This window comes from Duganella rhizosphaerae, from assembly GCF_040364205.1.
Lineage (GTDB): Bacteria > Pseudomonadota > Gammaproteobacteria > Burkholderiales > Burkholderiaceae_D > Rugamonas > Rugamonas rhizosphaerae.
On the sequence record NZ_BPWK01000002.1, the window covers coordinates 435,332 to 448,817 of the forward strand.

At 62.8% G+C, this 13,486-nt stretch carries 13 protein-coding genes and 1 tRNA gene; 8 read left to right on the plus strand and 6 right to left on the minus strand.

The window, feature by feature from the left end:
• Positions 1-311 precede the first annotated feature (311 nt).
• Positions 312-1,061, plus strand: a complete 750-nt coding sequence (locus RUGAMON1_RS05885; protein ID WP_445229619.1) for a PEP-CTERM sorting domain-containing protein — start codon at positions 312-314, stop codon at positions 1,059-1,061.
• A gap of 58 nt (positions 1,062-1,119) precedes the next feature.
• On the opposite strand, the gene RUGAMON1_RS05890 is transcribed toward RUGAMON1_RS05885, so the two are convergent.
• From RUGAMON1_RS05890 to RUGAMON1_RS05900, 3 genes are all read right to left on the minus strand, one after another.
• On the minus strand, positions 1,120-1,929 hold the full coding sequence (locus RUGAMON1_RS05890; protein ID WP_445229620.1) for a transporter substrate-binding domain-containing protein: 810 nt from the start codon (positions 1,927-1,929) through the stop codon (positions 1,120-1,122).
• Positions 1,930-1,976: 47 nt separating this feature from the next.
• Positions 1,977-3,299 (minus strand): TonB family protein, encoded by a 1,323-nt coding sequence (locus tag RUGAMON1_RS05895; protein ID WP_445229621.1) that lies wholly within the window; start codon positions 3,297-3,299, stop codon positions 1,977-1,979.
• 191 nt (positions 3,300-3,490) lie between these two features.
• Positions 3,491-3,567 (minus strand) — tRNA-Pro (locus tag RUGAMON1_RS05900).
• Positions 3,568-3,785: 218 nt separating this feature from the next.
• Here RUGAMON1_RS05900 and RUGAMON1_RS05905 point away from each other — a divergent pair.
• From RUGAMON1_RS05905 to RUGAMON1_RS05915, 3 genes are read left to right on the plus strand one after another with little or no spacing between them, the layout of a single operon-like run.
• Positions 3,786-6,122: a TonB-dependent receptor gene (locus tag RUGAMON1_RS05905; RefSeq protein ID WP_445229622.1), complete on the plus strand. Its 2,337-nt coding sequence runs from the start codon at positions 3,786-3,788 to the stop codon at positions 6,120-6,122.
• Between the two features lie 40 nt (positions 6,123-6,162).
• A complete protein-coding gene (gene arsC / locus RUGAMON1_RS05910; RefSeq protein WP_445229623.1) occupies positions 6,163-6,510 on the plus strand; it encodes an arsenate reductase (glutaredoxin) in 348 nt (115 codons plus the stop codon).
• Positions 6,511-6,512: 2 nt separating this feature from the next.
• Complete coding sequence (locus RUGAMON1_RS05915) at positions 6,513-7,622, plus strand: ankyrin repeat domain-containing protein (protein ID WP_445229624.1); 1,110 nt, start codon at positions 6,513-6,515, stop codon at positions 7,620-7,622.
• 43 nt (positions 7,623-7,665) lie between these two features.
• Here the strand turns inward: RUGAMON1_RS05915 and ispB are convergent, their stop codons facing one another.
• Complete coding sequence (gene ispB, locus RUGAMON1_RS05920) at positions 7,666-8,655, minus strand: octaprenyl diphosphate synthase (RefSeq protein ID WP_445229625.1); 990 nt, start codon at positions 8,653-8,655, stop codon at positions 7,666-7,668.
• A gap of 294 nt (positions 8,656-8,949) precedes the next feature.
• On the opposite strand from ispB, the gene rplU reads away from it, so the two are divergent.
• From rplU to proB, 4 genes are all read left to right on the plus strand, one after another.
• The gene (rplU, locus tag RUGAMON1_RS05925) at positions 8,950-9,261 is read left to right on the plus strand and encodes a 50S ribosomal protein L21 (protein ID WP_008445658.1); all 312 of its coding nucleotides are present in this window, start codon (positions 8,950-8,952) and stop codon (positions 9,259-9,261) included.
• Between the two features lie 39 nt (positions 9,262-9,300).
• Entirely contained in the window at positions 9,301-9,558 is a 258-nt protein-coding gene (gene rpmA, locus RUGAMON1_RS05930) for a 50S ribosomal protein L27 (protein WP_116993343.1), read from the plus strand.
• A 113-nt stretch (positions 9,559-9,671) separates the two neighbouring features.
• The gene (gene obgE / locus RUGAMON1_RS05935) at positions 9,672-10,781 is read left to right on the plus strand and encodes a GTPase ObgE (protein WP_445229626.1); all 1,110 of its coding nucleotides are present in this window, start codon (positions 9,672-9,674) and stop codon (positions 10,779-10,781) included.
• 189 nt (positions 10,782-10,970) lie between these two features.
• Positions 10,971-12,089 (plus strand): glutamate 5-kinase, encoded by a 1,119-nt coding sequence (gene proB, locus RUGAMON1_RS05940; protein ID WP_445229627.1) that lies wholly within the window; start codon positions 10,971-10,973, stop codon positions 12,087-12,089.
• 9 nt (positions 12,090-12,098) lie between these two features.
• On the opposite strand, the gene nth is transcribed toward proB, so the two are convergent.
• Positions 12,099-12,746, minus strand: coding sequence for an endonuclease III (nth, locus tag RUGAMON1_RS05945; RefSeq protein WP_445229628.1), 648 nt, complete (start codon positions 12,744-12,746; stop codon positions 12,099-12,101).
• Positions 12,743-13,453: an electron transport complex subunit RsxB gene (gene rsxB, locus RUGAMON1_RS05950; RefSeq protein ID WP_445229629.1), complete on the minus strand. Its 711-nt coding sequence runs from the start codon at positions 13,451-13,453 to the stop codon at positions 12,743-12,745. Before rsxB ends, nth begins: the two co-directional genes overlap by 4 nt.
• Positions 13,454-13,486 lie beyond the last annotated feature (33 nt).

The window sequence follows — 13,486 nt, forward strand, 5'->3', positions numbered from 1 at the left end:
AATTTGCTTGACGTTTAAATTATTTCCTCATAGGAGAGCGGCGGCATTTCGCCCGTGCGCTAACCGCCAGTTACAAGTTTCCGCCAGGAATAGCGGGTGCTCACTGAGAAACTTGGTTACATTTTCCTTACAATTTAGTGTCGTGTTGTCTTTGACAGACGGGTTCGCCGCTCACAGAATCGGCCTCACACCGGCTTACAAAAACGCTAATTTTTAGGCGTTTTCAACCTTGGCAACGTGCTACCGCGCGCGGCCGGAAGGACGGTGTGGTGTTAGCGGTATCCCTCTAACCTGTGTGTAAAGGAAAAACCATGACTTTGAATAAAGCAATGATGGCGTTGTTACTGTCCGTGGCCGGCGGTGCAGCGATGGCCGTGCCGCATTCCGCGACCGTTGATTTCTCCAAGGGAGAAGAAGGCTGGTGGGGCATGCAGCCCATCGACGGCAACGGCGGTTCCGGCATCGACACCGGCATGGGCCATGGCGCGCCGGCGCTGCGCACCGTGATCGAGAATTTTGGCGTGACCTGGGGCACCAGCAGCAACCAGGCCTTCCTCGGCGACTACACCAAGCTGCCGGGCGTGACCCTGGGCCTGGATATTTCCGCGCAGCAGATCTACTTCTTCAACCGCGAGGTGTCGCGCAACGTGATCGTCGAGCTGCGCGACTACGACAACACGCCTTCCGGCCTGCCGTACACCAGCGTGTTCTACAACCTCGGCAGTATCGATTCGACCAAGGGCTGGCAGCATTTGTCGGTGACTATCGGTGACACCAACGCGACGGCGCTGCCTGCCGGATGGGGCGGCTACGGCGGCCCCGACGCGCAAGGGCCGACGCTGCCGTCCGGCCGCACCTTCGCCAGCGTGCTGGCCAGTGTCGATGAGGTCGTGTTCACGACCTTGCAGCCCGGATATGTCTACGGCTACACCAACTTCGACGTCGCGATCGACAACGTGAGGATCACCGCCGTGCCGGAGCCATCGACTTACGGCATGCTGATCGGCGGCATGGGACTGGTCGGCTGGATGGCGCGCCGCCGAGCGCGTACGGTGGCGTAAGCCCGCTGCAATGATGTCGGAGAGTGGGGCCCCGCCCTCCGATCGATGCGTGGCGGATTTACCGGGATGCGGGCGGCGGCAGTTCCGCATACTCCTTGAGCAGCACGGAAAATTCCCGCACGCCGGCCGAGCCCAGCCAGGTCCACATTTTCTCCACCTGGGCGGCATGGGCGGCATAGTAGCCGGCGCTGGCGGCCAGCCAGATGTGGTCGGAAAAAATCGGCCGCGGCAGCCTGACGATGGCGCCCTTGTACTTTTGGGCGATGTAGGCGTCCATGTCGTTCGGCGAGGTGACCGAAACCGCGAAGCCGTCGAGCCTGTTGAGCTTGAGCTTTTCAAGATTGCGCGCGATATCGACCGCGCCGCTGTCGACTTGCAGGCCCAGGCCCTGCAGGCGGGCCTTGTAGCTCGATCCCAGGGTGATGCCCAGCGGGCGGTGTTGAAAATACCGGGCCGGATCGGTGGCCGGCGGTATCCGGTCGGCGCTGCGGACGAAGACCACGATGTTCAGCGCCAGCGCGCGCGCCGTGTCCGGCTGATGGTTTTTGTCGAGCGGGAAGACGATGCCCGCCGTGTCCGCGGCGCTGGAGTCCATCGGGGCGAACTCAATTTCGCCGGCGATCAGGGCTGGCTTGATGCGCATCACCGGCAGGCGTTTCAAGTCCGCCTGGCATCCGGTGCTGGCGGCGAAGCGCTGCACCAGTTCCGCCGACGCGCCGGGCTTGGCGGGGACTTCGGTTCCGCTTCCCAGCCAGTACGGCGGCCTTTCCTGGTCAAGATAGCCTATACGCACCTGTTCGCAGGCCGCCGCGCCATTTCCCAGCCCGCTGCCGATGGCGAAAGTCACTGCGAAAATGCCGAAGTTCATGAATCATCCAGATGCCAACAATAATTATTGGCATCATTATGACAGTATCAGTCCAGCGACCACACATAGGTCATGGTCGCCCAGACCGGCTCGCCCTGGCCGTCGCTGCCGGCCGGTTTGAACTTGCACTGCGCGAGCGCCTTGCGCGCGGCCTTGTCGAGATCGGGGAAGCCGCTGGACTTCTGCACTTTCGATTCGAGCACCCGGCCGTCATTCCCCACCAGCAGCGCCAGCAGCACCGAGCCGCTTTCGCCGCTCAGGTAGGAATTGGCCGGATATTTGGGCGGCACGCAAGCGCGCGCATCGACCACGACGGCGGTGCGCGGGGCGGCGCGGCTGGCGCTGGCGGTATTGGTGCTGGCCGCCGGCGGCGCGCTGGCGCGGCTGGCGTCCGCCACGGGCTTGGCCTCGCTGCGAGCAGGCTCGGCCGCGACCGGACGCTCAGCCTCGCGGACCGCTTCGGGCGCCGGGGCGGGTTTGGCAGCCAGCGCCGGCGGCGGTGGTACGGCACTCGCCTTCGGCGCTTCGACCGTTTTGACCGGTTCGGCCGCTTTCGCCGGCACAGGCGGCTGCTTGGCGGTGGAGGCCTGGGCAGGCACGTCCAGCTTGTGCAGACCCAATCCCATGCTCTTCAACATGGCGGTCAGGCGCTCGTATTCGGACGCCTTGCTGGCGGGGGCAGGCGCCGGCGGCGCCTTCGGCGCTGCGACAGGCTTCGGCGTCTCGGCGGAGTCCGCGACCAGGCCGGACGGCCCCGACACCTGGATTTCCTTGACGCCAGAAGATTTTGTTTTGGCCTCATTGCCGGTGGCCGGAGCCAATGGTTCCGGGACCGGGGCATACATGGCGGCCTGTTCAAGGCGCATCATCGATTGGTTGTCCTTCCAGACCAACCATAAGATGAGTGTGATGGCCACGAATAAGAAGCCGACCAGCACGGCGGTATTGCGTACGCGGTGGCTGCGCGTGTGCTTGTGGATGAAGAGGAGCCAGCTATTCAGGCTTTTCCCGGGTTTGTGCTTCGGCGTTGCCGGTGTTGGCCGGGCCGCCGGGCCCGACTCATCCATGTCAAACGGCGTATAGACGACGGTGGGGTCGCCCAGATCGACGCTGCTGTGTACGCCGAAATGCATTTCACGGGCGCGCTGCTCGCTCAGGATCTGCAAGTCGTACAGTTCCCGTTGATCCGCATCGGACAACACGCTGTACGCGGCGTTCAAGCGCGCCATCATTTGCTCGGCATGACGGTTCCCGCTATTTTTATCCGGGTGATGCTTTTGAGAGAGCGAGCGATAGGCGGCGCGGATGACCTCCGGGGGAGCGTCGCGGGTAACGTTGAGACTCTCGTAATGGCTGTGAAGTTTTGTCATCGAATATAGCCCAGAGGACCGGGAACTTGCAATTTTGTTCAGGGATGCAAGATACTATATTGAAATCAATGCTGAAACTCAGTTCAGTGCCCAGGTTTTGAAAAAATGGCTTAAATACAACAGTTGCGGAATGCACACATGCTGGCGCCGGTGTTCATCGGCCAAGGAGAGGGATACGGAGGGCGGGAATTTGGTCGGGGTGAGAGGATTCGAACCTCCGGCCTCTGCGTCCCGAACGCAGCGCTCTACCAGGCTGAGCCACACCCCGACTACAGAATAATTACATCAGAATTTTACGCATTTTTCAACTGTATGCGGGTGGCAGTGGCTTGCCCGATATCAACCCATTTGTGACTAAATGCCAACGCCCGCCGCACGAATGGCAGGTTTCTTGCTTTGCAAAAAGATCAAGATGGTTAATATAGTTAAATATATCAATACGCATTATTTTGGGGCGGCGCCCTCACTGACATGGGAAGGTCTGGCATGAAGATACGGCAAAAGATGATGTGCAGCTCGGTGGCTGCGGCGATGGCGGTGTTGGCGGGCCCGGCATGGGCGCAGGCCAAACCGTCCGACGAGATCGAAGTGGTCAAGGTGACCGCGCAAAAGCGCAAGGAAGATCCGGCCAAGGTGGCGATGAGCATCACCGCCGTCACCGGCGCCCAGCTCCAGGCCGAGCACGTGAACGACTTCACCGACCTGACCCGGGTGGTGCCCAACATCTCCTTCACCGCCGCCAGCGGCAACGGCGGCGCCGGCCCCGGCACCGAGAACATCGAGATCCGCGGCATCAGCTCGACCGCCGGCGCGGCCACCGTCGGCATCTACCTGGGCGATGTCTCCATCACCGTCGGCAACGTCTACACCATGGGCACGGTCGAGCCGAAGTTCTTCGACATCGACCGCGTCGAAGTGCTGCGCGGGCCGCAGGCCACCTTGTACGGCGCCAGTTCGATGGGCGGCACCATCAAGTTCGTGCCGAACGAACCGGACCTGAAGGAGCGCGAGTTCACCACCTACGGCGAGCTGTCCAACACCAGGGGCGGCAGCGGCAACTACGCGGCCAATATGGTGGCCAACTTCCCGCTGATACAGGACGAGCTGGCGCTGCGCATCGGCGTGCAGGCCCAGCACACGGGCGGCTACATCAACCAGGTCGACGGCGATGGCAATGTCCTGGCCAACAACATCAACAAGCTCAGCGACCAGGAAATGCGGGTGGCGCTGAAGTGGAAGCCGATCCGTTCGGTGACGATCACGCCGTCGGTCTACTATCAGAAGGTCGACGCGAAAGACATCGCCGCCTTCAACCTGGACCGGCCTTTCTACCAGGCGCAGAAGCAGGTCCGCGAACCGTCCAAGGACACGCTGCTGACCCCCAGCGTGACCGTCAACTGGGACCTGGGCGCGATGGACCTGACCTCGGCCACCAGCTACTTCGAGCGCAAGTTCGACCGCACGCAGAACGGCTCGGCCTACAACAGCTATTCGCTGTCGACCTTCCTGACCTCGACCGAGGATGGCGGCAAGGCGCCGCCGGAACTGATCGCGGCGATCGCCGGCCTGCCGTCGGCGGTCTACCTGAACAACCAGGTGCGCCAGGTGTCGCAGGAGTTCCGCCTCGCCTCGCGTCCCTACGACGCCAGCGTGTCGCCATGGACCTGGCTGGCCGGAACCTACTTCTCCAACCAGCACACCAACATCATCGAGAACGATCCGATCTTCGGCGTGACCGACACCTTCAAGAGCTTCGGCTTCGACATCGCCGACCCGGACCTGCTGCCGGACGCGCGGCCCGGCCAGTTCCCGAACGACAACTCGTTCGCCGGCGCCTTCCACTTCCGCGAGAAACAGAGCTCGATCTTCGGCGAGGTCAATTACTACTTCACGTCGACCGTGCACGCCACTGTCGGCGCGCGCTACCTGAAGGCCGACTCCACGCTGGACCAGCGCAACGGCAACTATCTGGCCGGCGCCGGCAACAACAGCAGCGCCGCCTCGTCGTCCAAGGCCTTCACGCCGAAGTACGCGCTGACGTGGGAAGTCAATCCGACCAACACCGTCTACACCAGCGTGGCCAAGGGCTTCCGCCTGGGCGGCAACAACATCTACGTGCCGCCGACCACCTGCTCGCAGGACCTGGAGGCGAACGGCCTGACCAAGGGCCCGGATTCGTATTCGGCCGACAGCCTGTGGAGCTACGAGGTGGGCAGCAAGTCGCGCTTCCTCAACAACCGCGTCACGGTCAACGCCGACGTGTTCTACGTGAAGTGGAAGAACATCCAGCAGGGCGTCTACCTGCCGACCTGCGCCTACACCTACAACGCCAACGCCGGCGACGCCACCAGCAAGGGCTTCGAGTTCGACATCAAGGCCAAGCCGCTGCCCGGCCTGACGCTGACGGCGTCGGCCGGCTATGTCAAGGCCGAGCTGTCCAACGACGAGGGTTCGCGCAACGGCGTGGTCGGCGCGGTGGCCGGCGCGCAGGTGCAGGGCGTACCGAAATATAACGCCGCCTTCAACGCCACCTACAACTTCGCGGCGTTCGGCGACAAGAGCGCGTATGTGATGGGCGGCATGCAGTGGGTCGGCGCCAGCAAGGGTTCGCTCAATCCCGAGCAGACCGACTACCAGCGGCCGGCCTACCACAGCACCGACTTCAGCGCCGGCATGTCCTTCGATCGCTACAACGTGAGCGTGTTCGTCAAGAACGCCTTCGATACCGACACGGTGATCCAGCATCCGCAGGTGGCGTCCATCGTGCAGGGTTACCGGCTGGCGCCGCGCAGCATCGGCGTCAGCGTGGCGGCGAAGTTTTAAGCGATAATGCTGCCTTTGAATTTCACGCAAAGGCAGCCTCATGACCATTACGATTTACCATAACAATTCCTGCGGCACTTCGCGCAAGACGCTGGAGGCGATACGCGCCACCGGCGTCGAGCCGGAGATCGTCGACTACGTGAAGAACCCGCCGTCGCGCGAGGCCTTGAAGGCGATGATCGCCAAGGCCGGCCTGAGCGCGCGCGCCGCGATGCGCGACAAGGGCGACCTGTACGACCAACTGGGCCTGGCCGACGCCGCGCTGTCCGACGACGCGCTGCTGGACGCGATGATGGCCCATCCGATCCTGATCAACCGCCCGTTCGTGGTGACCGACAAAGGCGTGCGCCTGTGCCGTCCGTCCGAGCTGGTGCTGGAACTGCTGTAACGATGAAGACGCTGCGCCGCCTATGCTGCTCGATACTCGCCGCCATGGCCGGCCTGACGCCGGCCGCGCAAGCGGTGCCGGTGCCGGAAGGCTGGGACTTGACGTTCAAGGCGCAGCGGGCCGAGGCGCCGCCGATCCGCAGCGGATGGAATGACACCTACAACCTGTATCAGGTAATCGACAAGCGCAGCTGGCAGATGCGCTACCTGCTGCAACAGGTGCCGCTCGATAGCCTGGATGCGGCCGTATTCGTGCAAAGCACTTCGCATCGCCACGGCCTGTTCGTGCAGGGCGAGCGCGCGTATTTGATGCTTGAGCGCGGTTACTCGTCGTTCGACGTGCGCCCGGTCAATCCCGACGACGCGCGCCGCCTGATCCGGCAATACGCGCAGCACAACGGGCCGGCGACCACGGCCAACCTGGCCTCGAACGACGCCATCCATTGCACTCCCAAGGTCGCCAGCTCGGTGGTCAGCCTGGTCCTGGACGGCAAGACCAAACAGTATTGGCTGTCCGGCGCGGACTATTGCGAAATACAGGTTGATCTGCTGGCGCCGCTCAAGGAAATGCTGTGCGGTATGCACTGCTACGCGAGCAAGATGGTCGACCTCTGGGCCGGGGCGCTTGAGCGTGACATCAAGAACCTGCCGGCCACCGGCCCGGTGACCGGTGCGGCGCCGGGCGACGCGCGCACCGGCCTGACGTCGCGCGCGCCGGTGCTGCGGGACGCGGCAGCTGTATTGCGCGACGGCGGTACGCCGGAAGCCATGTGCTACCAGCTCAATCAGCTGCTGGATCTGCCGTCGCCCACGGAAAAGGGCCGCGGCCGCGATTACAGGGATGGCGACGATGCCGAGATCACCGCCGCCATGCTGGCGCTGCTGGGGCGGCTCGATGCAAGCTGCACCTACATGACCGGCTCGCCGTTGCTGCACGTACTGGTGCGCCGCAGCCCGCCCGCCGTGATCGAGCTGGCGCTGCAGCGCGGTTTTCCGGTGAACCAGATCGATTACAATACGCCGCTGGACGAGGCGATTTTCGAAAAGCGCGAAGACATCCAGCAAATCCTCAGGCGCGCCGGCGGCGTGCAGCACACCACGGCCGGCAAGTAAGCGCGGCCACAAATAAAAACGGCGCCTGGGGCGCCGTTGTCGTTTAGTGCGTGCGGTGGACCGAGAAGTGGGCCAGCTGCAGCAGCGATTCCTTGTAGACGCTGTCGGGCAGGTCGGCGATCGCGGCGCTGGCGCGTTCGGCCGCCGTCACGGCCTGCTGGCGCGTGTAGTCCAGTGCGCCGCTGGTGGTGATCGCCGCCAGGATGGTGTCGAAGTGCTGCTCGTCGCCCTGCTCGATGCAGCTGCGCACCAGCTCGCGCTGTTCCGGCGTGCCGTTTTCCATCAGGTAGATCAGCGGCAGGGTCGGCTTGCCTTCGCGCAGGTCGTCGCCGACGTTCTTGCCGATTTCATTGGCGTCGCCGGCGTAGTCCAGCACGTCGTCGATCAGCTGGAAGGCCGTGCCCAGCGAGCGGCCGTATTCGCCGGCCGCGTCGATCTGCGCGTCGTTGCAGCCGGAGATCAGCGCGCCCAACTCGGCCGCCGCCTCGAACAGCTTGGCGGTCTTGGAGCGGATCACCTGCAGATAGCGTTCCTGGCTGACGTCCGGGTCGTGCATGTTCAGCAGCTGCAGCACTTCGCCTTCGGCGATGACGTTGGTGGCGTCGGACAGGATCTGCATCACGCGCATATTGTTCAGGCCGACCATCATCTGGAAGGCGCGCGAGTACAGGAAGTCGCCCACCAGCACCGAGGCGGCGTTGCCGAACAGGGCGTTGGCGGTGGCGCGGCCGCGGCGCAGCGACGATTCGTCGACCACGTCGTCGTGCAGCAGGGTGGCGGTGTGGATGAACTCCACCACCGCGGCCAGCTCGTGGTGCGCCGTGCCTTGATATGCGTAAGCGTTGGCCACCAGCAGGACCAGCACCGGCCGGATGCGTTTACCGCCGGCACTGATGATGTATTCAGCAATCTGATTGACGAGACTGACCTCGGAATGCAGTTTCTGGCGGATCACCGTGTTGACCGCGTCCATGTCGGCGGCGATCGTGTGGGCGATATTGTTTTGAGTGGCGTTTTGGGTAGCGGCAGACAAGGCGAACCTGTGCGGTAGACTATTGGTGCCGCGATTATACGTCATGCCCCCGCAGACAGGGGCATCGACCCTTGTTCATGGCAACATGTTTGTCAAATATGTAAGCTATACGCCACTGCGCGGCATCGGTAAAATTGTCGACATACCACGCCCGTCGGCATTTGTGAATAGTTTTTGACGCGAAATCCCATCCCATGTATAATCAGCGGTTCCCCGGTTTCCATGCCTGGCTCGCAAGGGTCTTGTAAGGACATCGGACGAAATTTTCTTAAACATTTGATGAGGTTTCAAATCATGTACGCGGTCATAAAAACCGGTGGCAAACAATACAAAGTTGTCGCTGGCGAAAAACTTAAAGTAGAACAGATACCGGCAGACATTGGTTCCGAACTCACCATCGATCAGGTCCTCGCCGTTGGCGAAGGCGAAAGCATCAAATTTGGTGCTCCTCTGGTTGAGGGTGCAAAGGTACTGGTTACTGTTGTGGCACACGGTCGTCACGATAAAGTGAAGATTTTCAAGATGCGTCGTCGTAAGCACTACCAGAAGCATCAAGGCCATCGCCAAAATTACACCGAAATCCAAATCGTATCGATCAACGGCTAATCGCCGTTTGCCCGAGAATTAGTATCCAAGGAGTCTTAAATGGCACACAAAAAAGGCGGCGGCACAACGCGAAATGGTCGTGACTCAGAATCAAAGCGCCTCGGCGTTAAGGTTTACGGCGGTCAATCGATCAATGCTGGTGGCATCATCATTCGTCAACGCGGCACGCCAGTGCGCGCCGGCGAAGGTGTTGGCATGGGCAAAGACCACACCCTGTTCGCTCTGGTGAACGGCAAGGTCAAGTTCGTAGTCAAGGGCGAAGGTTCGAAGCAATTCGTTACCGTCGTTCCAGCGTAAATAACGCTACCCGGCCCGGTGCGCTCGCCGCACGGGCCGTTTTGTAAGGCGCAAGCCTTCAATCGAAAGGCTCTGCCCACGGTAGGGCCTTTTTAGTTTTATGGCGGTACATCATGAAGTTTATCGACGAAGCAAAAATTGAAGTAATCGGTGGTGACGGCGGCAATGGTTGCGCCTCGTTTTGCCGTGAAAAATTCCGCCCGTTCGGCGGCCCTGACGGCGGCGACGGCGGCAAGGGTGGCTCGATCTGGGCCGTAGCGGACCGTAACATCAATACCTTGGTCGATTTCCGCTTCTCCAAAGTCCACCGCGGTAAAGACGGCGAATCCGGCCGCGGCGCCGATTGCTACGGCAAGGGCGCGGACGACATCCACCTGCGCATGCCGGTCGGCACGCTGATCATCGACGACCTGTCGGGCGAGATCCTGGCCGACCTGACCGAACACGGCCAGATCGAACTGCTGGCCAAGGGCGGCGAGGGCGGCTGGGGCAACATCCACTTCAAGACCTCGACCAACCGCGCCCCGCGTCAAAAGACCGAAGGCAAGGAAGGCGAACGCCGCGACATCCGTCTGGAACTGAAGGTGCTGGCCGACGTCGGCCTGCTGGGCATGCCGAACGCCGGCAAGTCGACCTTTATTTCGGCCGTATCGAACGCGCGTCCAAAAATTGCCGATTACCCGTTCACCACCTTGCACCCGAACCTGGGCGTGGTCCGCGTGTCGCACGAGAAGAGCTTTGTGATCGCCGACATTCCCGGCTTGATCGAAGGCGCTTCCGAAGGCGCCGGCCTGGGCCACCAGTTCCTGCGCCACTTGCAGCGCACCGGCCTGCTGCTGCACATCGTCGACCTGGCGCCGTTTGAAACCAACGTCGATCCGGTCAAGGAAGCCAAGGCCCTGGTCAACGAACTGAAAAAGTACGACGAAGCGCTGGTCGACAAGCCGCGCTGGCTGGTGTTGAACAAGCTCGACATGGTGCCGGAAGAAGAGCGCGTCAAGCGCGTCAAGGACTTCGTCAAGAAGTTCGGCTTCAAGGGCCCGGTGTTCGAGATCTCCGCGCTGAGCCACGACGGCACGCAGGAGCTGGTCAACGCCATCCAGAAGCACCTGGAAGCGAAGCGTCACAGCGAGCAGCGCGCGGAAGAAACCCAGATGACGGAAGAGGCGCGCGGCATCTCCTCCATCGATCCGGACGATCCGCGTTTCAAGATCCTCGACTAAGATCCTCGACTAATCCTCTGCATTACCGGCATAATCAGTTATCAGCTGATTATGCCTTTCCATTTCGGCGCCGTCCTGCCACCGCAGGGCCGGCGACCGTTAGCGGCAAAGCAGGGCAAACCGCCCGCCAAATCACAGCATTGAACCCCATACGCTTGTTTTGAGAACGCTTTTGTAAAGCCCGTGTCCATGAATTCTGTCATCCAAAAAGCTACCCGCATCATCATCAAGGTCGGCTCGTCGCTGGTCACCAACGACGGCCGTGGGCTGGACCACGCCGCCATCGCGCGCTGGGCCGCGCAGATCGCCGGCCTGCGGGCTCTGGGCAAGGAAGTGGTGCTGGTGTCGTCCGGCGCCATCGCCGAAGGCATGCTGCGCCTGGGCTTCGAGCAGCGCCCCACCGACATCCACGAATTGCAGGCGTGCGCCGCCGTCGGCCAGATGGGCCTGGCGCAGATCTACGAAACCAGCTTCCGCGCGCACCAGCTGGGCACGGCGCAAGTGCTGCTGACGCACGCCGACCTGGCCGACCGCGAACGCTACCTGAACGCGCGCTCGACCTTGACCACCTTGCTGCGCCTGGGCGTGGTGCCGATCATCAACGAGAACGACACCGTGGTCACCGACGAGATCAAGTTCGGCGACAACGATACCTTGGGCGCGCTGGTGGCCAACCTGATCGAGGCCGATGCGCTGATCATCCTGACCGACCAGCAAGGCCTGTTCAGCGCCGATCCGCGCAAGGACCCTTCTGCCGTGCTGATCCAGCAGGGCCGCGCCGGCGATCTGGCGCTGGAGGCGATGGCGGGCGGCGCCGGCAGCAGCCTGGGGCGCGGCGGTATGCTGACCAAGATCCTGGCGGCCAAGCGCGCCGCCAAATCGGGCGCGCATACGGTGATCGCGTATGGCCGCGAAGATAACGTGCTGGGGCGTCTGGCCGGCGGCGAATCCATCGGCACCGAGCTGGTCGCGCAGACCGGCCACCTGACGGCCCGCAAGCAATGGATGGCCGATCACCTGCACACGGCGGGCCAAGTGGTGCTGGACGCAGGCGCGGTGCAGAAGCTGAGCAAGGAAGGCAAGTCGCTGCTGCCGATCGGCGTAGTGGAAGTGAAGGGCGAGTTCGGGCGCGGCGCGGTGATCACCTGCATCGGTACGGACGGCGCGCCGGTGGCGCGCGGCCTGTCGAACTACACCAGCGCCGAAACGCGCCGCATCATGCGCAAGCCATCGAGCGAGATCGAATCCATCCTGGGCTTCGTCGAAGGCCAGGAACTGATCCACCGCGACAACCTCGTGCTGGTCTGAAATCCGGGGTTATGCGCTGGCTGGCGCAGGGGTCTTGCTGCGGTAGTCGCACAAGTCCTGCTGCATGCAGTTCCAGCACTCGGGCTTGCGCGCCTTGCAGGTGTAGCGGCCGTGCAGGATCAGCCAGTGGTGGGCGTCCTGCAAAAATTCCTTCGGCACGAACTTCAGCAGCTTCTGTTCGACGATGTCGACGTTTTTGCCCGGCGCCAGGCCGGTGCGGTTGGAAACGCGGAAGATGTGCGTGTCCACCGCCATCGTCGGTTCGCCGAAGGCCGTGTTCATCACCACGTTGGCGGTCTTGCGGCCCACGCCCGGCAGGGCTTCCAGCGATTCGCGGTCGCGCGGCACTTCGCCGCCGTGCAGCTCCACCAGCATCCGGCACGTCGCGATGACGTTCTTGGCCTTGGTCTTGTACAGGCCGATGGTCTGGATGTAGGTCTTCAGTTCCTCTTCACCCAGGTCCAGTATGGCCTGCGGCGTGTTGGCCACCGGGTACAACTTGCGCGTGGCCTTGTTGACGCCGACGTCAGTCGCCTGCGCCGACAACAGCACGGCGATCAGCAGTTCAAACGGCGTCGTATATTCAAGTTCGGTTTCAGGCTTGGGATTGGCGGCGCGGAAGCGCTCGAACATTTCTTGGCGTTTGGCTGGATTCATTCTTGTTGGTTCTGTTCTTTTTTGAGGCGCGCGCGTTCCATCGCGGCGGCAATGATGGCGCGCTTGCGTTCCTTCTCGGCTTCGCCGGCGGCGTCGGCCGGATCGAGCGCGTGCACCGCCGCCATCTTGGCCTCGGCCTTGGCCGCCAGGCGGGCGTCGTTTTCATCCTTGTCGCGCTGGAGACGAACGGTACGGAAGTCGTGGCGTGCGCGCGCGGCGTCGGCGTCGGCCTGGCGCCAGGCGTCCCAGCCGGTGGTCTCGGTGACCGGGTACATGACGATGCAATCGACCGGGCAGGGATGGACGCACAGGTCGCAACCGGTGCACAGCTCGGGCACCACGGTGTGCATCAGCTTGGCCGCGCCGACGATGGCGTCCACCGGACAAGCCTGGATGCACAGCGTGCAGCCTATGCACAGCGACTCGTCGATGTAGGCCACCGCGCGCGGCCGCTCCACGCCGTTGACGGGATTGAGCGGAATGATCTTGCGGCCCGTCACCGACGACAAGCGGGCGATGCCTTCGGCGCCGCCGGGCGGGCACTGGTTGATCTCGGCCGTGCCGGCGGCGATCGCCTCCGCATACGGACGGCAGCCGTCGTAGCCGCACTTGGTGCACTGCGTTTGCGGCAGGACGTCTTCGATGCGGTCGGCTAAGGTGGTGGGGGCGGTGGGCTGCACGGCGAACTCATTGCGATAAAACGCCATTATCCGATATCTGCGCCGCCCGCCGCCAAAAAC

Coding starts and splice junctions, on each gene's coding strand:
- rplU (WP_008445658.1), top strand. CDS start 8,950: ATGTACGCGGTCATAAAAACCGGTGGCAAACAATACAAAGTTGTCGCT.
- RUGAMON1_RS05905 (WP_445229622.1), top strand. CDS start 3,786: ATGAAGATACGGCAAAAGATGATGTGCAGCTCGGTGGCTGCGGCGATG.
- RUGAMON1_RS05890 (WP_445229620.1), bottom strand. CDS start 1,929: ATGAACTTCGGCATTTTCGCAGTGACTTTCGCCATCGGCAGCGGGCTG.
- RUGAMON1_RS05885 (WP_445229619.1), top strand. CDS start 312: ATGACTTTGAATAAAGCAATGATGGCGTTGTTACTGTCCGTGGCCGGC.
- RUGAMON1_RS05915 (WP_445229624.1), top strand. CDS start 6,513: ATGAAGACGCTGCGCCGCCTATGCTGCTCGATACTCGCCGCCATGGCC.
- proB (WP_445229627.1), top strand. CDS start 10,971: ATGAATTCTGTCATCCAAAAAGCTACCCGCATCATCATCAAGGTCGGC.
- rpmA (WP_116993343.1), top strand. CDS start 9,301: ATGGCACACAAAAAAGGCGGCGGCACAACGCGAAATGGTCGTGACTCA.
- arsC (WP_445229623.1), top strand. CDS start 6,163: ATGACCATTACGATTTACCATAACAATTCCTGCGGCACTTCGCGCAAG.
- RUGAMON1_RS05895 (WP_445229621.1), bottom strand. CDS start 3,299: ATGACAAAACTTCACAGCCATTACGAGAGTCTCAACGTTACCCGCGAC.
- nth (WP_445229628.1), bottom strand. CDS start 12,746: ATGAATCCAGCCAAACGCCAAGAAATGTTCGAGCGCTTCCGCGCCGCC.
- rsxB (WP_445229629.1), bottom strand. CDS start 13,453: ATGGCGTTTTATCGCAATGAGTTCGCCGTGCAGCCCACCGCCCCCACC.
- obgE (WP_445229626.1), top strand. CDS start 9,672: ATGAAGTTTATCGACGAAGCAAAAATTGAAGTAATCGGTGGTGACGGC.